The sequence below is a fragment of the Pseudomonas fluorescens genome (genome assembly GCF_001307275.1).
Taxonomy (GTDB): domain Bacteria; phylum Pseudomonadota; class Gammaproteobacteria; order Pseudomonadales; family Pseudomonadaceae; genus Aquipseudomonas; species Aquipseudomonas fluorescens_AA.
In genome coordinates this window covers 3728503-3748627 of the sequence record NZ_CP012831.1, presented here as the reverse complement: position 1 = coordinate 3748627, position 20125 = coordinate 3728503, and the positions used below count along the sequence as shown (strand labels likewise).

At 62.1% G+C, this 20125-nt stretch carries 21 protein-coding genes; 10 read left to right on the top strand and 11 right to left on the bottom strand.

What is annotated here, in order from left to right; all coding sequences use genetic code 11:
- Positions 1-658 precede the first annotated feature (658 nt).
- Positions 659-2164 carry a malate dehydrogenase (quinone) gene (mqo, locus tag AO356_RS16620; RefSeq protein WP_060740671.1) on the top strand — a complete coding sequence of 502 codons (1506 nt, stop codon included), beginning with the start codon at positions 659-661 and terminating at the stop codon, positions 2162-2164.
- 63 nt (positions 2165-2227) lie between these two features.
- Here mqo and AO356_RS16615 read toward each other — a convergent pair whose 3' ends face one another.
- From AO356_RS16615 to AO356_RS16605, 3 genes are all read right to left on the bottom strand, one after another.
- A complete protein-coding gene (locus AO356_RS16615; RefSeq protein ID WP_060740670.1) occupies positions 2228-2689 on the bottom strand; it encodes a hypothetical protein in 462 nt (153 codons plus the stop codon).
- A 190-nt stretch (positions 2690-2879) separates the two neighbouring features.
- A complete protein-coding gene (locus AO356_RS16610) occupies positions 2880-3167 on the bottom strand; it encodes a PA4642 family protein (RefSeq protein ID WP_060740669.1) in 288 nt (95 codons plus the stop codon).
- A gap of 62 nt (positions 3168-3229) precedes the next feature.
- Positions 3230-3715 (bottom strand): hypothetical protein, encoded by a 486-nt coding sequence (locus AO356_RS16605; protein ID WP_060740668.1) that lies wholly within the window; start codon positions 3713-3715, stop codon positions 3230-3232.
- A 267-nt stretch (positions 3716-3982) separates the two neighbouring features.
- Between AO356_RS16605 and dauA the strand changes: the two genes are divergently transcribed.
- Positions 3983-5722 (top strand): C4-dicarboxylic acid transporter DauA, encoded by a 1740-nt coding sequence (dauA, locus tag AO356_RS16600; RefSeq protein ID WP_060740667.1) that lies wholly within the window; start codon positions 3983-3985, stop codon positions 5720-5722.
- Between the two features lie 126 nt (positions 5723-5848).
- Here dauA and AO356_RS16595 read toward each other — a convergent pair whose 3' ends face one another.
- Positions 5849-6322: a WbuC family cupin fold metalloprotein gene (locus AO356_RS16595; RefSeq protein ID WP_060740666.1), complete on the bottom strand. Its 474-nt coding sequence runs from the start codon at positions 6320-6322 to the stop codon at positions 5849-5851.
- A gap of 3 nt (positions 6323-6325) precedes the next feature.
- Positions 6326-6883 carry a hypoxanthine-guanine phosphoribosyltransferase gene (locus AO356_RS16590; RefSeq protein WP_057451825.1) on the bottom strand — a complete coding sequence of 186 codons (558 nt, stop codon included), beginning with the start codon at positions 6881-6883 and terminating at the stop codon, positions 6326-6328.
- A gap of 164 nt (positions 6884-7047) precedes the next feature.
- On the opposite strand from AO356_RS16590, the gene upp reads away from it, so the two are divergent.
- Both upp and AO356_RS16580 read left to right on the top strand, forming a co-directional pair.
- Positions 7048-7686: a uracil phosphoribosyltransferase gene (gene upp / locus AO356_RS16585; RefSeq protein ID WP_060740665.1), complete on the top strand. Its 639-nt coding sequence runs from the start codon at positions 7048-7050 to the stop codon at positions 7684-7686.
- A gap of 2 nt (positions 7687-7688) precedes the next feature.
- Complete coding sequence (locus tag AO356_RS16580; RefSeq protein WP_060740664.1) at positions 7689-8963, top strand: uracil-xanthine permease family protein; 1275 nt, start codon at positions 7689-7691, stop codon at positions 8961-8963.
- 143 nt (positions 8964-9106) lie between these two features.
- Here the strand turns inward: AO356_RS16580 and hemH are convergent, their stop codons facing one another.
- Together hemH and AO356_RS16570 are read right to left on the bottom strand one after the other, a co-directional pair.
- Positions 9107-10132: a ferrochelatase gene (gene hemH / locus AO356_RS16575; RefSeq protein ID WP_060740663.1), complete on the bottom strand. Its 1026-nt coding sequence runs from the start codon at positions 10130-10132 to the stop codon at positions 9107-9109.
- Positions 10133-10145: 13 nt separating this feature from the next.
- Positions 10146-11045: a TIGR01777 family oxidoreductase gene (locus tag AO356_RS16570; protein WP_060740662.1), complete on the bottom strand. Its 900-nt coding sequence runs from the start codon at positions 11043-11045 to the stop codon at positions 10146-10148.
- Positions 11046-11241: 196 nt separating this feature from the next.
- Between AO356_RS16570 and AO356_RS16565 the strand changes: the two genes are divergently transcribed.
- The 6 genes from AO356_RS16565 to AO356_RS16540 all read left to right on the top strand — a co-directional run bounded on the left by AO356_RS16565 (position 11242) and on the right by AO356_RS16540 (position 17006).
- Positions 11242-12228 (top strand): NAD(P)/FAD-dependent oxidoreductase, encoded by a 987-nt coding sequence (locus AO356_RS16565; protein WP_060740661.1) that lies wholly within the window; start codon positions 11242-11244, stop codon positions 12226-12228.
- Between the two features lie 177 nt (positions 12229-12405).
- Positions 12406-13368, top strand: a complete 963-nt coding sequence (locus tag AO356_RS16560) for a YbgA family protein (protein WP_060740660.1) — start codon at positions 12406-12408, stop codon at positions 13366-13368.
- A complete protein-coding gene (locus tag AO356_RS16555) occupies positions 13368-14315 on the top strand; it encodes a MerR family transcriptional regulator (RefSeq protein WP_060740659.1) in 948 nt (315 codons plus the stop codon). Before AO356_RS16560 ends, AO356_RS16555 begins: the two co-directional genes overlap by 1 nt.
- Positions 14316-14327: 12 nt before the next feature.
- Positions 14328-15779: a deoxyribodipyrimidine photo-lyase gene (gene phrB, locus AO356_RS16550; protein ID WP_060743135.1), complete on the top strand. Its 1452-nt coding sequence runs from the start codon at positions 14328-14330 to the stop codon at positions 15777-15779.
- A 120-nt stretch (positions 15780-15899) separates the two neighbouring features.
- Positions 15900-16673, top strand: a complete 774-nt coding sequence (locus AO356_RS16545) for an SDR family NAD(P)-dependent oxidoreductase (RefSeq protein WP_060740658.1) — start codon at positions 15900-15902, stop codon at positions 16671-16673.
- A gap of 27 nt (positions 16674-16700) precedes the next feature.
- Positions 16701-17006: a YkgJ family cysteine cluster protein gene (locus tag AO356_RS16540; RefSeq protein ID WP_060740657.1), complete on the top strand. Its 306-nt coding sequence runs from the start codon at positions 16701-16703 to the stop codon at positions 17004-17006.
- Between the two features lie 111 nt (positions 17007-17117).
- Here AO356_RS16540 and AO356_RS16535 read toward each other — a convergent pair whose 3' ends face one another.
- The 4 genes from AO356_RS16535 to prmC all read right to left on the bottom strand — a co-directional run bounded on the left by AO356_RS16535 (position 17118) and on the right by prmC (position 20112).
- Positions 17118-17636 carry an acyloxyacyl hydrolase gene (locus AO356_RS16535; protein ID WP_060740656.1) on the bottom strand — a complete coding sequence of 173 codons (519 nt, stop codon included), beginning with the start codon at positions 17634-17636 and terminating at the stop codon, positions 17118-17120.
- A 112-nt stretch (positions 17637-17748) separates the two neighbouring features.
- Entirely contained in the window at positions 17749-18540 is a 792-nt protein-coding gene (gene murI / locus AO356_RS16530; RefSeq protein WP_060740655.1) for a glutamate racemase, read from the bottom strand.
- Positions 18533-19288, bottom strand: coding sequence for a molybdopterin-synthase adenylyltransferase MoeB (locus AO356_RS16525; protein WP_060743134.1), 756 nt, complete (start codon positions 19286-19288; stop codon positions 18533-18535). Before AO356_RS16525 ends, murI begins: the two co-directional genes overlap by 8 nt.
- Positions 19282-20112 carry a peptide chain release factor N(5)-glutamine methyltransferase gene (gene prmC, locus AO356_RS16520; RefSeq protein WP_060740654.1) on the bottom strand — a complete coding sequence of 277 codons (831 nt, stop codon included), beginning with the start codon at positions 20110-20112 and terminating at the stop codon, positions 19282-19284. Before prmC ends, AO356_RS16525 begins: the two co-directional genes overlap by 7 nt.
- Positions 20113-20125: the final 13 nt, after the last annotated feature.

Here is a 20125-nt window from a genome sequence, read left to right as displayed (position 1 = left end):
GTCTCCTGATCGGGCCTCGCAACACCGCTGATGCGCTGGTATTGGCACCCCGCACCGCCCACAGAGAGCCGCCCACACAGATCGAGTGAAGCTGGCGCGCTTGCTGTTCTCCAGGCAAATCACCACTTTTCGCGAATCTGCAGAGCTGTCATTACGCTCGGTCACTGAGCTGTCTGCCTGTTTTGCCTGTCATGTACTCCATGGGGGCAACCAAACCGGGCACGGTGCCAGGCTGGGACAGCCCTTTTTTGAGGTTCACGTCTTCAAAAGAGCGTGAAAAAACGGGTTTTCACAACTTCACGAGAGTGTGGCGAGCAAATGAAGAGTTTTGCGTCTGAACAAGCACCATTAGCGTCTGAAACAGCCCAACGACACAGGACCGGATATCGCTCAAGAACCGGCGCCTGAAGCCTGTCCGCTACGGATTTGGTTGCACGAACGGATGTCTCGGCCATAAGTCGAATTGCCTGCCCGGCGCTTAAATGAGTTCATGTGACTCTTGAGGCCAGGCTGCATGCATCCGCAGTAGGTGCGAAAAATTGCGAAGATTCGGACATGGCGATCCTGGCCATGGATAACTGGGGCGCAACTGACCTGCCCCGCCACTCCTGGCCGCTATGCCGACAATTTGGTGCTGCAGATTTTGGAGACGCGTTAAATGGCGCATAACGAAGCAGTCGATGTAGTTCTGGTAGGGGCCGGCATCATGAGTGCCACCCTGGCCGTGCTGCTCAAGGAGCTCGACCCCGCGATCTCGCTGGAAGTCGTCGAGCTGATGGACTCCGGTGCCGCGGAGAGTTCCAACCCGTGGAACAACGCCGGCACCGGCCACGCCGGGCTGTGTGAGCTCAACTACACGCCCCAGGCGGCCGACGGTACGGTCGACATCAAGAAAGCCGTGCACATCAACACCCAGTTCGAAGTGTCGAAGCAGTTCTGGACGTATCTGACCCAGAAAGGCACGTTCGGCTCCTCCAAGTCCTTCATCGCCCCGGTGCCACACCTGAGTTTCGTACAGGGTGACAAAGGCGTGGCGTTCCTGAAGAAGCGCTTCGAGTTGATGCGCCAGCATCACGCCTTCGCCGACATGGAATACACCGAAGACAAAGGCCAGATGGCCGAGTGGATGCCGTTGATGATGCCTGGCCGGCCGGACGATGAAGTCATCGCCGCCACCCGCGTCATGAACGGGACCGACGTCAACTTCGGCGCCCTGACCAATCAGTTGCTCAAGCACCTGACCAGCGCCCCGGACACCCAGGTCAAATACTGCAAGCGCGTCACCGGCCTCAAGCGCAACGGCAGCGGCTGGACCGTGAGCATCAAGGACGTCAATTCCGGCAGCACCCGCGAAGTCGACGCCAAGTTCGTGTTCCTCGGTGCCGGCGGCGCGGCCTTGCCGCTGCTGCAAGCCTCGGGCATCGAGGAAAGCAAGGGCTTCGGTGGCTTCCCGGTCAGCGGCCAGTGGCTGCGTTGCGACAACCCGGAAGTGGTCAAGCACCATCAGGCCAAGGTCTACAGCCAGGCCGCCGTGGGCTCGCCGCCAATGTCGGTGCCGCACCTGGACACCCGCGTGGTCGACGGCAAGAAATCCCTGCTGTTCGGACCATACGCCGGTTTCACCACCAAGTTCCTCAAGCACGGTTCGATCATGGACCTGCCGCTGTCGGTACGCGCCGGCAACATCGGCCCGATGCTGGCCGTGGCCCGGGACAACATGGACCTGACCAAGTACCTGATCAGCGAAGTGATGCAGTCCATGGAGCAGCGCCTGGAATCCCTGCGTCGCTTCTACCCCGAGGCGAAAGCCGAAGACTGGCGCCTGGAAGTGGCCGGCCAACGGGTGCAGATCATCAAGAAAGACCCGAAGAAAGGTGGCGTCCTGCAGTTCGGCACCGAACTGGTGGCGGCCAAGGACGGCAGCCTCGCCGCCCTGCTCGGCGCATCGCCGGGTGCTTCGGTGACCGTATCGATCATGCTGGAGCTGATCGAGCGCTGCTTCCCGGACAAGGCCAAGGGCGAGTGGGCTGGCAAGCTCGCAGAGATTTTCCCGGCCCGGGAAAAAGTGCTGGAAACCGACGCGGCGCTGTATCGCAAGATCAACGCGCAGAACAACATTGCGTTGGAGTTGGTTGAAGACAGCAAGGCTCAAAGTTACGCCTGACACCTTGCCGCTAATATAAAAAAGCCTCCCGTGCAGACGGGAGGCTTTTTTATTTCCTCGGTGTTAGTTCATGCTGAATTTGACGCGTGTTCCACCGTGACTCACATAGTCGTCATCATCTTCAACATAAAACAATTCAGCGACACAGGAACCCGCCGGCTCCGCCTTGACCCAGCGATGATAAGGCATTGCCTCTTTATCACTGCCCGGTGCCCTTGCGACATGTCCAAAGCTGAATTGACAGGTTCGGCTGCCTTGCGTATAGCTGAAGGCCTCTCGCTCGGCGCGTGACTGGGGCAGGTAGTAGGTTAATTCCTGGCTCTCGCCCGGGTTTATCGAAAAGCTGTGGCCTGCATTGGCCGGATTCTGCGTCCAGGTAAAATCTCTGCCGGGAACGATGACGGCGGCGGTTGCGTTATGGACTTCGACATTGACAATTTCATCCCGCGCACAGGAAGCGGAACTTGCCAGACACGCCGCCAGGGACAACAACACCCCGGCGACAAACTTCTTTTGATCTTCCATGATGAATAAAGCTCCATTTAAACGATGACGTCAAAGCCACTTGGCTTCGGCGCAAAAGTAATGGAAATTCAAATAAAACAAAACAGCCCGAATGGTGACATAACCTTTCGGAGCAACTTGCAGAAGAAGAGATTAGTTGCGATCAGCCCAAACGAGTCAACGCTCCGAAGAGCGTTGACAGGGGTTCAACTCAGCGGCGCGCCTTGTTGATCAATTCGATGTATTCCTCGGCATTGCGCTGGTCCTGGATCAGCGCAACGAAATCGTTGCCGTGCTCATCCTTGCCGTCGAGGTCATGGCCGGCCTCGACGAAGAACGTCAAGAAACGCTCGAAATCGTCGACCCGCAGGCCACGGTAGGCCTTGATCAGTTTGTGCAATGAAGGCGAAGTGGCATCGACCGGCTCGAAATTGAGGAACAGCTTGATCTGCTCATCGCCAATCTCGTCGCCAATCACTTGTTTCTTGTCTTTACGCATTGCCGGCTCCAACTCGCACAATTCACGGGGGCGGGCAGTTTACCCCCGGCAGGCCTCGGGGCTCAACGCGGGCGTTCGATGCCGGTGTGCAGGTCGGCCCAGATATGGCCGTTGGCGTAGGTGAGGAACTGCACGTAGACCGTATTGTTGCGCAACAGGTCGATGACCACCCGGTACTGGGCCTGTGGATAAGACAGTGTCAGGGTCTTGCTCGCCTCGTCGAAGGCCGGTTTCTTCAAGCTTTTGCTTTCGCCGTCGAAGTTGAGGATCACCTGGCTGATGGTCGCCCCCTTGTTCAAGGACTTGCCCTTGAGACGGACCAGCAAGGGCGAAGTGACCGGGATCGGTTGCTGGTTGGACTGGCGCTGGTTACCCAGCACCACCGAATACTCGGTCACTTGCAGCAACTGCTGCTGTTCGGGCTGTTCCTGGCGCACCACCAGGTCATCCGGCGGCAGGAACTGGCTGTGCATCGGCGCGGCCACGGCCGTCAAAGGCAGGCTGGCGATCAACAGTGAAGTGGCGCAGCGGCGGATCGATACACGCATGACAACCTCCAGAATCTTGGCCGGGCACTCTAGCATGAGCACGGACAGTAAAAATAAGCGATCCGGATCAATACATCCGGACAGCGGGCGCGGCATACTCAAAGAGGCCATCAGCATCGATATCACTGATGCATGCCTTTGTGGCGAGGGAGCTTGCTCCCGCTGGGTGGCGCAGCCGCCCCAGAATATTGCGAGCGCTACGCACTCGAGCGGGAGCAAGCTCCCTCGCCACGGGGCCAGTGCCAGCCCCCCTTGCGAGGAGTATTCATGGCTTTCTCCGCACCACCGTTATTCGCCGCCTGGCGCCAGACCTGGCGTGCCGGCTACACCCTGGAACGCCTGCGCGGCGATCTGGTGGCCGGGCTGACCGTCGGCATTATCGCCATCCCCCTGGCCATGGCCCTGGCGATTGCCGTCGGCGTGCCGCCGCAGCACGGTCTGTACACGGTGTTGGTGGCGGCACCGCTGATCGCCCTCACCGGCGGCTCGCGCTTCAACGTGAGCGGGCCGACGGCGGCGTTCGTGGTGATCCTGCTGCCCATCACCCAACAATACGGCCTGGGCGGCCTGCTGCTGTGTACCATGCTCGCCGGCCTGATCTTGATCGCCCTGGGCCTGATACGCGCCGGCCGCCTGATCCAGTACATTCCCTATCCGGTCATCCTCGGCTTCACCGCGGGCATCGGCGTGGTCATCGCCACGTTGCAACTGAAGGATCTGCTGGGGCTGACCACTGCCGGCCAAGCCAAACACTACATCGAACAGCTGGGCGAATTGATCGTGGCGCTGCCCGGTGCCCGTCTGGGTGATGGGGTCATCGGGGCCGTGTGCCTGGCGGTGCTGATTGTCTGGCCGCGCTGGGTGCCACGGGTGCCCGGGCATCTGGTGGCGCTGCTGGTGGGCACGTTGCTGGGGCTGGCGATGGAGCGCGGCGGATGGCCGATCGCGACGCTGGGCGAACGTTTCAGCTACGTCGTCGATGGCATCGCTCACCCGGGCATCCCACCCTTCCTACCCAGCTTCGACTGGCCCTGGAACCTGCCGGACAGCCAGGGACATCCGTTGATCCTGTCCTATGACCTGATCCGCCAATTGCTGGCGCCCGCCTTTGCCATCGCCATGCTCGGTGCCATCGAATCACTGTTGTGCGCGGTGGTGGCGGACGGCATGACCGGCAGCAAGCACGATCCCAATGCCGAACTGATGGGCCAGGGCCTGGGCAACCTGGTGGCGCCGCTGTTCGGTGGCATCACCGCCACCGCCGCCATTGCCCGCAGCGCCACCAATGTGCGCAGTGGCGCCTTTTCACCGCTGGCCGCGATCATCCACAGCCTCGTGGTGCTGGTGGCGATTGTGCTGCTGGCGCCGCTGTTCAGTTACTTGCCCATGGCCGCACTGGCCGCGCTGCTGGTGATGGTCGCCTGGAACATGAGCGAAGCCGGGCATGTGCTGCACACCCTGCGCATCGCCCCGCGCAGCGACGTGCTGGTGCTGCTGACCTGCCTGGGCCTGACGGTGCTGTTCGACATGGTCCTGGCTGTCGCCGTCGGCCTGCTGCTGGCCGCCGGCCTGTTCATCAAGCGCATGAGCGAACTGACCGACAGCGCCGAGTTGCCGCGCCATTTTCACCAGGCCCTGCTGGACATGCCCGAGCACGTTCGCTGCTACGCCATTCGTGGACCGTTGTTCTTTGGCGCGGCGGAAAAAGCCCTGGATGTGCTGCGCCGGTTCGACCCGGGCGTTCGGGTGGTGGTCGTGGAAATGAGCGCCGTGCCCATGCTGGACATGACCGCGCTGGCTGCGCTGGAGAATATCCTGAAGGATTACCGCAAGCACGGCATCGGCCTGATCCTGGTGGCGACCGCGCCCAGGGTGCGCCTGAAACTGCGCCGCGCCGGCATTCATCGCGAACAGCGGCAATTGGCCTATGTGCAGACCCTGGAGCAGGCGCGGGTCAAGAGTGAGCAGTGGTTGGCCGGTAGCGCGGCTCATCCAAGACTTGCTTGAACGGTGGCGAGGGAGCTTGCTCCCGCTGGGCTGCGCAGCAGCCCCAATTGCAGGTGGGTGCCAAGCACCCAAGCGGGAGCAAGCTCCCTCGCCACAAAAGCTCCGTGCCGGCGACTGATTCGGTGCTCAGTCGAACTGAGCACGCATCCAGGCCTGGTACTCGGCCACGCCTGGCTCGCCTTCGCGGGGCGCCCAGTGGGCCAGTTCGCCCTCGCCCACGGGCCGGTAGGGACCGGCCTTGCATTCGAACATCAGGCTGTCGGCTTCCAGCACCACCAACCCGTGATACACGCCAGAGGGCAGGTCGACGCCGAGGCAATCGCCACCGGCCTGCAGGATGCGCTTGTCCACCACCGCACCGGCCTCGTCGAAAATCAACACCCCCAGCCGCCCCTTGAGCACCAGCAAGGTTTCCGCCTTATCGGCGCTCAGGTGGCGGTGCGGCGGGACGTAGGTGCAAGGCTGCAAGCCAACCGCCATGCGGTGGCACGGTTCATCCATCTCATGGAAGTTATGGTGCTGGCGTCCGCGAGGACTGGCCGCGGCTTTCTCGGCCAATTCATCGAACAACGCTTGTTCCAGGAAACTTGGCCGAGTCATCGATTACATCCCCTTGACGGCGAAAATGCCATTGGCGTTGCGCCAGTAACCTTTGTAGTCCATGCCGTAGCCGAAGATGTAGCGGTCGATACACGGCAGGCCGACGAAATCGGCTTTCAAGTCCGGCCGCGCCTTGCGGTCGTGGTCCTTGTCGATCAGCACGGCGGTGTGCACGGCGCGGGCGCCGGCGTGTTTGCAGAAGTCGATGATCGCGCCCAGGGTGTGACCTTCGTCGAGGATGTCGTCGATGATCAGCACGTCGCGGTCGATGAACGAGACTTCCGGCTTGGCTTTCCAGAACAGGTCGCCACCGCTGGTTTCGTTGCGATAACGCGTCGCGTGCAGGTAGGACGCTTCCAGGGGGAAGTTCAGACAGGTCAGCAGCTTGCCGGAGAAAATCAGCCCGCCGTTCATGACGCAGAACACCACCGGATTGGCATCGGCCAGTTGCTCGTTGATTTGCGCACCGACACGGGCGATGGCCGCTTCGACTTCGGCTTCGGTGTACAGGCAGTCAGCCTCTCGCATGATTTGACGGATATGCTCGAGATCAGCGGACATGGCGCTCTCCAGGGGGGGCAGGGTTCGGAAAAGCCGGCAAAGGTACGCATCCCGCCCGGCCAGATCAAGCGTTTGTGGACTAACGTTCTGTATTGTCTATAGGACAACACCCTCGGATAGATTAATCTAGGCCGGTTTTTTTGCCCGCCGCCGGAGCCTTCCCCATGCCCATCCTCGAGATCCGCCATCCGCTGATCAGACACAAACTCGGCCTGATGCGCCGCGCCGATATCAGCACGAAGAACTTCCGTGAACTGGCCCAGGAAGTCGGTGCCCTGCTCACCTACGAAGCCACCAAGGACCTGCCGCTGGAGTCCTACGAAATCGACGGCTGGGCCGGTACGGTCCAGGTCGAGAAAATCGCCGGCAAGAAGATCACCGTGGTGCCGATCCTGCGCGCCGGCATCGGCATGCTCGAAGGCGTACTGAGCCTGATCCCGGGGGCGAAGGTCAGCGCCGTGGGCGTGGCTCGCAACGAGCAGACCCTGCAAGCCCACACCTACCTGGAAAAACTGGTGCCGGAAATCGACGAGCGCCTGGCGATGATCATCGACCCGATGCTTGCCACCGGCAGCTCCATGGTCGCCACCATCGACCTGTTGAAAAAGGCCGGTTGCCGGGAGATCCGCGCCATGGTGCTGGTCGCCGCTCCCGAAGGCATCAAGGCCGTGCAGGACGCCCACCCGGACGTGACCATCTACACCGCCTCCATCGACCAGAAACTCAACGAGCATGGCTACATCATCCCGGGCCTGGGCGATGCCGGCGACAAGATCTTCGGCACCAAGCAGAAGGACGCTTGAGCATGCAGGATGAGTTCAACGATCCGCTCTGGCGCCAGGTCCTGTCCGGCGCGCAGATGCTGTTCGTCGCCTTCGGCGCGCTGGTATTGATGCCGCTGATCACCGGGCTGGACCCTAACGTGGCGCTGTTCACCGCCGGCCTGGGAACGATCCTGTTCCAAGTCGTCACCGGGCGCCAGGTACCGGTGTTCCTGGCCTCGAGCTTTGCCTTCATCACCCCGATCATCCTCGCCAAGGGCCAGTTCGGCCTGGCCGCGACCATGGGTGGGGTGATGGCGGCGGGTTTCGTCTACACCTTCCTGGGCCTGGCGGTGAAGATCAAGGGCACCGGGTTCATCGACCGGCTGCTGCCGCCAGTGGTCATCGGTCCGGTGATCATTTCCATCGGCCTGGCCATGGCGCCGATTGCCGCCAACATGGCAATGGGCAAGGCCGGTGACGGCACCGAGCTGATTCATTATCAGACCGCGATGATGATCTCGATGCCGGCGCTGCTCACCACCCTGATCGTGGCGGTGTTCGGCAAGGGCATTTTCCGCCTGGTGCCGATCATTTCCGGCGTGCTGGTGGGCTTTGCCATGGCGTTTTTCTTCGGGGTCGTGGACACCGCGAAAATCGCCGCCGCTCCCTGGTTCGCCCTGCCAGCCTTCACCGCGCCGGAGTTCAATTGGCAGGCGATCCTGTTCATCGTGCCGGTCGCCCTGGCACCGGCCATCGAGCACATCGGCGGCGTGATTGCCGTGGGCAGCGTGACCGGTCGCGACTACCTGAAGAAACCCGGCCTGCACCGCACCCTGCTCGGTGACGGCATTGCCACCACCGCCGCCGGCCTGTTCGGTGGCCCGCCCAACACCACCTACGCCGAAGTGACCGGCGCGGTGATGCTGACCAAGAACTACAACCCGAAGATCATGACCTGGGCGGCGATCTTTGCCATCAGCCTGGCGTTCATCGGCAAGTTCGGCGCGCTGCTGCAAAGCATCCCGGTGCCGGTGATGGGCGGAATCCTGTGCCTGTTGTTCGGTTCGATTGCGGCGGTGGGCATGAACACGCTGATCCGCCACAAGATCGACCTGGGCGAGGCGCGCAACCTGGTAATCGTTTCGGTGACGCTGGTGTTCGGCATCGGCGGCGTGCTGGTGGGCACCGGCACCGGCCCGGACGACTTCGGCCTCAAAGGCATCGCGTTGTGCGCGGTGGTGGCGATCGCGCTGAACCTGCTGCTGCCGGGCAATGACGGCTGGAAGCAGAAGAAGGCGGATGAGCCGCTGCTGTGACTCAAGCTTGAAGGCTTTGTTGTCGGCCTGATAGCCATCGCGAGCGAGCTCGCTCCCACAGAGGGTCTCGAGTGGTCACAACATTTGTGTCCACCGCAGATTCCATGTGGGAGCGAGCTTGCTCGCGATGAGGCCCTTGAACCTTACAACGCGATCGGAGCCCGTTCGCAGAGAGTACTCAACGCCTGCGCCCACTGCGGCTCATCATTGAGGCAAGGCACCAGCACCAACTCCTCCCCCCCTGCCGCGCGGAACTGTTCACGGCCGCGATCGCCGATTTCCTCCAGGGTTTCAATGCAGTCGGCCACGAACGCCGGGCACATCACCAGCACTTTCTTCACGCCGCTTTGGGCCAGTTCCTCCAGGCGCGCCTCGGTGTAGGGTTCGATCCACTTGGCACGCCCCAAGCGCGACTGGAACGACACCGACCATTTGCCATCCGCCAGCCCCATGCGTTGGGCAAACAGTTCGGCAGTGCGGATGCATTGCGCGCGGTAACAGGTCGCCATGACCTCCGGCGGCGCGTTCTTGCAGCAGTCGGCATCCTTGAAGCAATGAAACCCCGTCGGGTCGAGCTTGGTCAGGTGCCGTTCCGGCAAGCCGTGGAAACTCAACAACAGATGATCGTGTTCCTGCATCAGGTACGGCTTGGCGCTGGTCACCAGGGCATCGAGGTATTCGGGCTGATCGTAGAACGGTTGGAGGATCGAAAACTGCACATTGAGTTTCTTTTCCCGCACGACCCGCTTGGCCTCCTCGATCACCGTGGTCACGGTGCTGTCGGCGAACTGCGGATACAACGGCGCCAACGTGATCTTCTTGTGACCCTGACTCGCCAGCCGTACCAGCGCCGACTCAATGGACGGCTCGCCATAACGCATCGCCAGCTCCACCGGGCCCTGGGTCCACTGCGCGATCATGGCCTGTTGCAGCCGGCGACTGAGCACCACCAGCGGCGACCCCTCTTCCCACCAGATCGAGGCGTAGGCGTGGGCCGACTGCTCGGGACGCCGAATCAGGATCAGCGACACCAGCAAACGCCGCACCGGCCATGGCAGGTCGATGACATACGGGTCCATCAGGAATTGGTTGAGGTAGCGGCGCACATCGGCCACCGAGGTGGAGGCAGGCGAACCCAGATTCACCAGAAGCAACGCGTGATCGGTCATGCAACGTCCTATTTCAAAGGCGGCTGGACAAGTCTTCCAGGGCCGCAGGCAAATCAGTGAATCGGAATGTGAAACCCGCCGCCTGCAATCGGGCCGGCGTGGCGCGCTGGCCGCCGAGCAACAGCAAGGACAATTCCCCCAGCGTGACCTTCAGCGCAAGCTCCGGCATCGGCACCACGGCCGGCCGATGCAATACTCGCCCCAGGGCCTTGGCAAAATCGCGGTTGCGCACCGGGTTCGGCGCGCACGCATTATAAGGACCGCTGGCATCGGTGCGGTGCAGAAGAAAATCAATCAGGGCGATTTGATCGTCAATGTGAACCCACGGCATCCACTGCCGACCATTGCCGATACGCCCGCCCAGCGCCAGCTTGAATGGCAACAGCAGCCGCGACAAAAAGCCGCCCTCGGCGGACAGGACCAGACCGGTACGCACCAACACCACGCGCAGGCCCAAGGCCTCGGCCCGTTGCGCGGTTTCTTCCCAGGCGATGCACAACTGGCTGGCGAAATCTTCGCTCACCGGTCCCGATTCCTCGGTCAATTCACGCTCGCCACCGTCGCCGTACCAGCCCACCGCGGAACCGGAAATCAGCACCTGCGGTTTCTGCTCGCAACGTTCCAGCCACGCCAGCAGAACTTCCGTCAACGTGATACGGCTGCTCCACAACAACATCTTGCGTTTATGGCTCCAGGGACGGTCGGCGATGGGGGCGCCGGCGAGGTTGACCACCGCGTCCACCGGCTCGTGGATTTCGTCGAGCTTGGCCACGCCCCGCACCGATGTCCCGCAGATTTTCGCCACCTCTTCGGGTCGGCGACTCCATACCGTCAGGCGATGCCCCTGCTGCAACCAGAGACGGCAGAGCTGACGTCCGATCAAACCAGTACCGCCGGTCAGCAATATGTGCATGAGATGTTCCTCGAATCGCGTTTTACCCGGCCCATTAGTCTATTTTTATAAGCAGGGATTTTTCGTATCGGACGGGGTCTGTGTTTAACAATAGGACAACCTGTCCAAACGCGAACGGTAAAACTTATACCAAAAACCCGAATTGTACAGGTTTAAACGACGGCGTAGTCTGTACAGAAAGGTAAACGAGGCCCTCATGACTGTACCTATCGCGATCATCGGCACCGGCATCGCCGGACTTTCAGCCGCCCAGGCCCTGACGGAGGCCGGGCATATCGTTCAACTCTTCGATAAAAGCCACGGCAGTGGCGGACGCATGTCGAGCAAGCGCAGCGACGCTGGCGCACTGGACATGGGCGCGCAGTACTTCACTGCCCGCGATCGCCGCTTCGTCACCGAGGTCCAGCGCTGGCAAGCCAACGGCTGGGCCGCGGAATGGAACCCGCAGCTCTACAACTTCCAGAATGGGCAACTGAGCCCATCGCCGGACGAACAGACTCGCTGGGTCGGCACCCCGCGCATGAGCGCCATCACCCGCGCCTTGCTCGACAAGCTGCAGGTGCAGTTTTCCTGCCGGATCACCGAGGTGTACCGCGGCCAGGAGCATTGGCATCTGCAGGACGCGGAAGGTTTCACCCACGGCCCCTTCGGCCACGTGGTGATCGCCACGCCCGCGCCCCAGGCCACCGCATTGCTGGCGGCCGTACCGAAGCTGGCCGCCGTGGCGGCCGGCGTGAAGATGGACCCGACCTGGGCTGTGGCCCTGGCCTTCGAAGCCCCGCTGGATACGCCCATGGAGGGCTGCTTCGTACAAGACAGTCCTCTGGACTGGCTGGCGCGCAACCGCAGCAAACCGGGACGCGACAGCAAGCTCGACACCTGGGTACTGCACGCCACCAGCGACTGGAGCCGGCAGCACATCGACCTGTCCAAGGAAGCGGTGATCGAACACCTGCACGGTGCGTTCGCCGAACTGCTGCACAGCGCGATGCCCGCACCGAGCTTCAGCGTGGCCCATCGCTGGCTCTATGCCCGCCCCGCCGGCAGCCATGAATGGGGCGCCCTGGCCGATGCCGACCTGGGGCTGTACGTGTGCGGTGACTGGTGCCTGTCCGGCCGGGTCGAAGGCGCATGGCTCAGCGGCCAGGAGGCTGCACGCCGCCTGCACGCAAGCCTGCAATAGATCGCGTCCCCCATCGCTCTTCGCTGCTGTCGAAAGAGACAGCAGCCTGCCCGCGGCACCCACTGACGTCGCCCAGCCCCTCGATGAATCCGGTTGACTTGTGTGCATTCGGACCTATGATGAAAATATTGTACATAAATATAAATTTGTACAAGATTAACCCATCAGAGGTCGCCCATGCCCAGCGCAGCCATCGCCAAACCCAGAATCGCCATCAGCGCCTGCCTGATGGGTGCCGAAGTTCGCTTCAACGGCGGGCACAAGCAATCGTCGTTGTGCAGCCGCACCCTCATCGATTACTTCGATTTCGTGCCGGTGTGCCCCGAAGTCGCCATCGGCCTGGGCATTCCCCGGGAGCCGATTCGCCTGGTGGGCAATCCTGAACACCCCGAGGCGCTCGGTACGGTGAATCGCGACCTCAACGTGACCCGGCCATTGGCCGACTATGGGCAGCAGATGGCCGGGGAACTGGATGACCTCTGCGGCTACATCTTCATGCAGAAATCGCCGTCCTGCGGACTGGAGCGGGTCAAGGTCTATGACCACAACGGTGTCCCCCAGGAAGGCGGCGGACGCGGTATCTATGCCCAGGCCTTTTGCGAACGCCATCCCGATCTGCCGGTGGAGGAAGACGGTCGCCTCAACGACCCGGTGCTGCGGGAGAACTTCCTGACCCGGGTGTTTGCCTATGCCGCCTGGCAACCCTTGCGCCGCCAGGGCCTGACCCGGCGCGACCTGATCGAATTCCACTCACGCTACAAATACCTGCTCATGGCTCACAACCCCGAACAGTACAAGGCCCTGGGCAAACTGCTGGGTGACATGGGCAAGGCCGACCCCAATGAACTGGGTCCACGCTACTTCAGTGCATTGATGGCCGCCTTGAAGAAATGCGCCACTCGCCGCACCCACACCAATGTGCTGCAACACCTGAGCGGTTACCTCAAGCGTGCCATCGACGCCGACGACAAGCAGGAGGTACAGCATCTCATCGGGCAGTACCGCCTCGGCATCGTGCCCTTGGTGGTGCCGCTGACATTGCTCAAGCATCACCTGCGCCAGCACCCCGATCCTTACCTGGCACAGCAGGTCTACCTGCAGCCGCACCCGGAAAACCTCAGTTTGCGAAACGCCATTTGATGAACAACGACCCCGATTCCAGCGCCCGCGAAGACCTGGGGGCCGACTTTGCCAAGGCCTTGGCGCAAGGCTGGTTACCCATACGCGAAGTCGCCCGGCAGACCGGTGTCAACGCTGTCACGCTGCGGGCCTGGGAGCGCCGTTACGGCCTGATCGTGCCGCACCGCACGCCCAAGGGGCATCGCCTGTTCAATGCCGACCATGTGCAACGGATCCGCAGCATCCTCACTTGGATCGACCGTGGCGTCGCGGTGAGCAAGATCAAGCCGTTGCTGGACACACCGCCGCTGCCGACAGCCCCCACGCCGCCACCGGAGAACGATTGGCAGCGTCAGCGCCACGCCCTGGCGCTGGCGGTGACGCAACTGGCCGAGCGTCAGATCGATGACCTGGTCAACCAGGCGATGGCGCTGTATCCGCCCTGGACCGTGTGCGAGCAATTGCTCTTGCCGTTACTGGCCGAGCTGCACGTGCGCTGGCAAGGCCAGTTCGGCGCGCAGCTGGAACGGGTCTTCCTGTACTCGTGGCTGCGCAGCAAGTTTGGCAGCCGGATCTACCACAACAACCGTCAGTTGCGCGGTGCGCCACTGTTGCTGGTCAATCATTCGGACTTGCCCCAGGAGCCGCACCTGTGGCTCACCGCCTGGCTGGCCAGCAGCGCCGATTGCCCGGTGGAGGTGCTCGACAGCCCGCTACCGGCGGGGGAGTTGGCCCTGGCGGTCGAACGTCTCAAGGCTCGCGGCGTCCTGTTGTATTCCAGTCACGCCATCAACCTGTCCCAACTGCCCAGGCTGCTGGGTGGCATCGATTGCCCGATCATCATTGCCGGCCCGGCCGCGTCGATCCACCACGCCCGGTTATCCACAGGCGTTTCGATGATTGACCTGTCCTGGGCCGAAGACCCGCTATCGGCTCACCGCGAACTGAGCCGCAGAGAACTCCTTTAGATGGAAAACAGCATGCAACTGATCTGGCTGCGCAGCGACTTGCGCCTGCACGACAACACCGCCCTCGCGGCGGCCGCAGCCCAAGGGCCATGCGTGGCGGTGTACCTGACCAGCCCCGAACAATGGCGTGCCCATGACGACGCACCGTGCAAGATCGATTTCTGGCTGCGCAACCTCGGCGCATTGAGCGTGGCCCTGGACGAATTGAACATCCCGCTCTTGATTCGCGAGGCAACGCATTGGCACCAGGCGCCACGCGTGCTGCTCAAGCTATGTCGCGAACTGAACGTTGCCGCCGTGCATGTCAACGAAGAGTACGGCCTGAATGAAACGCAGCGCGACACCGAAGTCGCCCGTGCGTTGAATGATCAGGGCATCGAGTTTCACCGTCACCTCGACCAACTGCTGTTCAGGCCCGGCAGCGTGCTGACCAAGACCGGCAATTATTTCCAGGTGTTCAGTCAGTTCCGCAAGGTCTGCTACAACCGTCTGCATTTTTCGCTGCCGAGCCTGGTCGCCACACCGCGCCAGCAGGCCTCCACCGGCATTGCCCGCGATCCGGTGCCGACGCACGTCGATGGGTTCGCCCCGCCCAGCGAAACACTGCGCGCCTTCTGGCCCGCCGGTGAAACCGAAGCCCGACGGCGCCTGGACAGTTTTGTCGACCAGCACCTCGACGATTACCAGCACGAGCGGGACTTCCCGGCCCGGCCCGGCACCAGCCAGCTCTCGGCCTACCTGGTAGCCGGGGTGGTGTCGCCACGTCAGTGCCTGCATGCCGCGCTGCAAGCCAACCGGGGTGAGTTCGAGAGTGGAAGTGCCGGCGCCGTGACCTGGATTAATGAATTGCTCTGGCGCGAGTTCTACAAGCACATTCTCGTGGGCTATCCACGTGTGTCGCGCCACCGCGCGTTTCGCCCGGAAACCGAGGCGCTGGCGTGGCGCAAGGCCCCCGGCGAACTGGAGGCCTGGAAACAGGCACGCACCGGCCTGCCGATTATCGATGCGGCCATGCGCCAATTGCTGGAAACCGGCTGGATGCACAACCGCTTGCGGATGGTGGTCGCCATGTTCCTGACCAAGAACCTGCTGATCGATTGGCGTGAAGGCGAGCGTTTTTTCATGCAGCACCTGATCGACGGCGACCTGGCTGCCAATAATGGCGGCTGGCAGTGGAGCGCCTCCACCGGCACCGACTCGGCACCGTGGTTCCGCATCTTCAACCCTTTGAGCCAGTCGGAAAAATTTGACCGCGAGGGCCTGTTCATCAAGTACTGGTTACCTGAACTGAACGACCTGGACAGACAACAGGTCCATAACCCAAATACCCAGGGCGGCTTGTTTGGCGCAGTGGACTATCCGGCACCGATCGTCGATTTGCGCGAATCCAGGGCGCGTGCACTGGCAGCGTTCAAAAACCTGCCGACGCGACAGGACGCAGCCGTTGAAGGGGTGGGCGATTAGCGGACATGAAATTGCCGGGCCGCGGGATGCAATCTTTACCCGATAACTTATAGTCGTACTAATCGTACGAACTCTACTGAAAGTCGTGTATCAGCGTTATGCAATCGAAAGGAGTACGGAATGGGTTCAAGACTGCCCCGGCGCTATTGGCTCACCGGGGCCGGCAACGGAATCGGCGCTTCGTTGGCTGAAGCGATACTCGAGACAGGTGCATACCTGGCCGTCAGCTCGCACTCGCCCCGCTCGGGCGAAAACCTTTCGGTACGTTATCCAGGACAAGTGCTGACCGTGCCCGGCAATTTGACCGACAGCCAGGCCGTGCGCGAGATCGGTGAACAGATCACCCGGCAATGGGGTGCCCTGGATCAGGTGATCCTCAATGCTGGAACGACTGAGTACGTTGACGAACAGCATACTGACCACAGATTGATCGAGCATATCGTGCGCAGTAACCTGCTGGCCGCCAGTTTCTGCATCGAAGTGGCCATGCCCTTGTTGCGCGCCGGAACCCAACCGCATCTGGTGGGTATTGCCAGCCCGGCGACGTATCTGCCGCCCTCGAACAGCGAAGCGGGTGGAAGCGGGATGCGCCATCTGTTCGAATCGACTCGGGCAGAGCTGGCGGCTGCGGGCGTGGATGTGACATGGGTGCACCCAGGCTACGACGACCCATCGCTGGGCCCCGACGATTGTTTCCCATTCCCGGTCCACTGGTCGCCAGAAGAAGCGGCGCAGCATGTGCTGAAGCACTTGGTCGAACGCCCCCGGGAAGTCGCACTTCCCATCGCGTCCATGAGCGCACTGTGGCCCTTGCCTTCATGCAGCGAAACCCTGCCGGCCGACATCGACTCATGCCAGGCCAAAAGCGGCGATCCGATCAAGGGACGCCCCTGAGCCGCCGATTGCCTTACACTGCGCGCCATGAAAACCATCCCCCTCCATGAAATCCCGGCACCGGCCGTCACCTGCTCGACGTGCGCGGCGTGCTGCTGCCAATTGGAAGTGATGCTGATCACCGACACCGGGGTCCCGGAGCGTTTTATCGATACGGACGATTGGGGTGGGGAAGTGATGCTGCGGCTCGACGACGGCTGGTGCGCGGCCCTGGATCGCGACAGCATGATGTGCACCATCTACGAAAAGCGCCCGCTGATCTGCCGCGAGTTCGAGATGGGCGCGCCGGAATGCCTGGAAGAACGCCAGGGCATTGCGACGGCGTATCGGTAAGCGAAAAAACCTGTGGGAGCGAGCTTGCTCGCGATAGCGGTAGGTCAGACAACTCAAGGTGGCTGGTCTATCGCTATCGCGAGCAAGCTCGCTCCCACAATTGTTCAGGTGTTACAGCGGCATCGTGTAGTGCAGCGCGTAGCTTTCCACACCGTCGTTGGTCGACTTGATACCAGCGTTGGAGTAATGAGTGGCGCGAATGCCCACTTCATGTCCGCCATTGAAGCGCAGGCCGAACCCGATGCGATCCTCGAACTGGAAGGCCGTCCCCAACTTGTTGCTTTCCACTTCGGTGTTGGCGAAGAGTGCAACGCCAACACCCGCCTCGATGTAAGGCTTCACGTTCTGGCCGGAAAATTCATACACAAACACGGGCGAGAACGACAGGCTATGGTTGCTGGACGTTTCGTCCCCTTCCCAATAGGTATAGGCGCCGCTCCAATAGCCAGTCAGGCGACCGACGTCACTTTGCAGCCAACTCTTGTCCCAGTCGAACTGCATGCCCAGGCGATAGGTCATGGTCGAGTCGCTAGTTTGTCCAACCCCAAACTCCACACCCGCCGCCTGAGCGGTGTAAGTGTGCCCCAGCAATGCAGCCGCAAACGCGGCAAAGCAGAATAAGCGCTTCATTAGAAACATCCTTTGCGAACGACTTAGTTAGTTTAGTTACAAACAGACAAAGCTATAGAAATCCGCGGTAAAACAGAAGTTCAGCCCGTTTCACACAATTTTCACGTTTTTCTTACAGTTCGAAGCTTCGCACAACGCCAGACGAATGCCATAGCAGCGGTAGGATTTTTCTCAAATGTATCGGGTCTGCGCTAGTCCAGAATTGCGTTTCATAGGGTGCCCCCTCTGCCAGCCACCCACGTTCGGCCAACAGGCGCTGAAGTTGCCGGGCCACGGCGGCGCCGGTGTCGATCAGGCTGATGTGCCTTGGGATCATGTCCTTGAGCAAAGGCTTGAGGAATGGGTAGTGGGTGCAGCCCAGGATCAGCGTATCGCAACCGGCTGCAAGCAACGGCTCGACGTAGTGTTGCAGCAGTTGATGCAGGGCCTGGCTGTGCAGGTCCCCCGCTTCGATCAACTCCACCAGGCCCGGGCACGGCTGGGTGATGACGCGCACATCGGTGGCGAAACGGTCGAGCAAGGCGGCGAATTTGGCGCTTTGCAAGGTGCCGGTGGTCGCCAGCACCCCGACGATACCGCTGCGGGTTGCGGCGGCCGCCGGTTTGACCGCCGGCTCCATGCCGACGATCGGCCAGCGAGGAAAATCGCGTCGCAGATCGGCGACCGCGGCCACCGTTGCGGTGTTGCAGGCGACCACCAACGCCTTGGCGCCCTGACTGAAGAGAAAGTCGGCAATGATCGTGCTGCGCTGTCGGATGTATTCCGGGCTCTTCTCGCCGTAGGGAATGTGCCCACAGTCAGCCACGTACAGCAGCGACTCATTGGGCAGCAACTGACGGATCTCGCCCAGCACCGACAGCCCGCCGACGCCCGAGTCCAGCACGCCCACCGGTGCGTCATTCATGCGAGCCACCACAGACACTGCACCCCGGGTCGCGCTTGACCCGCAATTCGCGGAAACGCGTGCCCAGGGCGTCGATCAGCAATAGTCGCCCCACCAATGGCTCGCCGAAACCGACCAACAACTTCAAGGCCTCAAGGGCTTGCAGACTGCCCACCAACCCCACCAGCGGCCCGATCACACCGGCTTCGCTGCAGGTCAGCTCGGCTTCGCTACCGTGGCCGTAGAGGCAGTGGTAGCAAGGGCTTTCAGGGCGGCGCGGATCGAACACCGACAACTGCCCTTCCAGGCGAATCGCCGCGCCGCTGACCAGCGGTTTACCCGCCGCGACACAGGCTGCGTTCACCGCTTCGCGGGTCGAGAAATTGTCCGAGCAGTCGAGCACCACATCCACCGCCGCGACTGCTGCGGCCAGGCTGTCTTCGTCCATGGCGGCCCGGTGAGGCACCAACCGAACCTCGGGGTTGATCGCTCCCAGGCGCCGCATCGCCGAATCGACCTTGCTCAGGCCGACGCTGTCGGTGTCGTGAATGACCTGGCGTTGCAGGTTGGTCAGATCGACGCTGTCGAAATCCGCCAGGTGCATCTCGCCCACGCCAGCCGCGGCCAGGTACAACGCCACCGGAGCGCCGAGCCCGCCGAGGCCGATGATCAACACGCGGCTTTGCTTGAGACGCAATTGGCCGTCGATGTCGACATGCTGCAACAGAATCTGCCGGCTGTAGCGCAACAGCTCCTGATCGTTCAGCACGGCAGGCACCCCAGGCTGATACGCTCATGGCCGCCCAGGTCCTTGCGGCTGTGGACGTCAACAAACCCTTGGGCGCTCAGCAAGTCGCGCACCGCCTCGGCCTGGTCGTAACCATGCTCGAGCATCAGCCAGCCGCCCGGTTCGAGGTGCGCCGGCGCCTGGGCCACGATCTGGCGCAGATCATCCAGCCCGTCCGGCCCGGCCACCAAGGCACTGGCCGGTTCGAAACGCACGTCGCCCTCGGCCAGGTGCGGATCGCTGGCCGCGATGTACGGCGGGTTGCTGATGATCAACTGGAAACGCTCGCCCTCCAAGGCGCTGAACCAGTGGCTGCTCAACACCGTGACATTACGCAGGTCCAGGCGCTGGCGATTGCGTTCGGCCAGGGCCACGGCCTCCAGCACCCGGTCGACCGCCGTGACGTTCCAGGCCGCACGCTCACTGGCCAATGCCAGGGCAATCGCGCCGCTGCCGGTGCCCAGGTCCAGGACCCGGGCCGGTGTCGCGGGCAGCAAGGCCAGTGCGGTTTCCACCAGCAGTTCGGTGTCGGGACGCGGGATCAGCGTATGGGGCGCGACTTCCAGGTCGAGTTTCCAGAAACCCTGTTGCCCAAGGATGTAGGCCACCGGCTCGCCGGAGCGACGGCGACGCAGGTATTCGGAGAACAGCAACGCCGCCTCGCTGGGCACGATCCGCTCGGGCCAGGTGTGCAGGAAGCTGCGGGACTTGCCCAGGGCAGCGGCCAGCAACAACTCGACATCCAGCCGTGGCGTGGGCGAATCCGGCAGCTCGGCGGCGCGTAACAGACTGGCGATGATGGTCATTTATTCACCTGTG

What these genes read in the sequence shown, in the direction of transcription:
- mqo (WP_060740671.1), top strand. Translation starts at nt 659, where the DNA reads ATGGCGCATAACGAAGCAGTCGATGTAGTTCTGGTAGGGGCCGGCATC.
- AO356_RS16615 (WP_060740670.1), bottom strand. Translation starts at nt 2,689, where the DNA reads ATGGAAGATCAAAAGAAGTTTGTCGCCGGGGTGTTGTTGTCCCTGGCG.
- AO356_RS16610 (WP_060740669.1), bottom strand. Translation starts at nt 3,167, where the DNA reads ATGCGTAAAGACAAGAAACAAGTGATTGGCGACGAGATTGGCGATGAG.
- AO356_RS16605 (WP_060740668.1), bottom strand. Translation starts at nt 3,715, where the DNA reads ATGCGTGTATCGATCCGCCGCTGCGCCACTTCACTGTTGATCGCCAGC.
- dauA (WP_060740667.1), top strand. Translation starts at nt 3,983, where the DNA reads ATGGCTTTCTCCGCACCACCGTTATTCGCCGCCTGGCGCCAGACCTGG.
- AO356_RS16595 (WP_060740666.1), bottom strand. Translation starts at nt 6,322, where the DNA reads ATGACTCGGCCAAGTTTCCTGGAACAAGCGTTGTTCGATGAATTGGCC.
- AO356_RS16590 (WP_057451825.1), bottom strand. Translation starts at nt 6,883, where the DNA reads ATGTCCGCTGATCTCGAGCATATCCGTCAAATCATGCGAGAGGCTGAC.
- upp (WP_060740665.1), top strand. Translation starts at nt 7,048, where the DNA reads ATGCCCATCCTCGAGATCCGCCATCCGCTGATCAGACACAAACTCGGC.
- AO356_RS16580 (WP_060740664.1), top strand. Translation starts at nt 7,689, where the DNA reads ATGCAGGATGAGTTCAACGATCCGCTCTGGCGCCAGGTCCTGTCCGGC.
- hemH (WP_060740663.1), bottom strand. Translation starts at nt 10,132, where the DNA reads ATGACCGATCACGCGTTGCTTCTGGTGAATCTGGGTTCGCCTGCCTCC.
- AO356_RS16570 (WP_060740662.1), bottom strand. Translation starts at nt 11,045, where the DNA reads ATGCACATATTGCTGACCGGCGGTACTGGTTTGATCGGACGTCAGCTC.
- AO356_RS16565 (WP_060740661.1), top strand. Translation starts at nt 11,242, where the DNA reads ATGACTGTACCTATCGCGATCATCGGCACCGGCATCGCCGGACTTTCA.
- AO356_RS16560 (WP_060740660.1), top strand. Translation starts at nt 12,406, where the DNA reads ATGCCCAGCGCAGCCATCGCCAAACCCAGAATCGCCATCAGCGCCTGC.
- AO356_RS16555 (WP_060740659.1), top strand. Translation starts at nt 13,368, where the DNA reads ATGAACAACGACCCCGATTCCAGCGCCCGCGAAGACCTGGGGGCCGAC.
- phrB (WP_060743135.1), top strand. Translation starts at nt 14,328, where the DNA reads ATGCAACTGATCTGGCTGCGCAGCGACTTGCGCCTGCACGACAACACC.
- AO356_RS16545 (WP_060740658.1), top strand. Translation starts at nt 15,900, where the DNA reads ATGGGTTCAAGACTGCCCCGGCGCTATTGGCTCACCGGGGCCGGCAAC.
- AO356_RS16540 (WP_060740657.1), top strand. Translation starts at nt 16,701, where the DNA reads ATGAAAACCATCCCCCTCCATGAAATCCCGGCACCGGCCGTCACCTGC.
- AO356_RS16535 (WP_060740656.1), bottom strand. Translation starts at nt 17,636, where the DNA reads ATGAAGCGCTTATTCTGCTTTGCCGCGTTTGCGGCTGCATTGCTGGGG.
- murI (WP_060740655.1), bottom strand. Translation starts at nt 18,540, where the DNA reads ATGAATGACGCACCGGTGGGCGTGCTGGACTCGGGCGTCGGCGGGCTG.
- prmC (WP_060740654.1), bottom strand. Translation starts at nt 20,112, where the DNA reads ATGACCATCATCGCCAGTCTGTTACGCGCCGCCGAGCTGCCGGATTCG.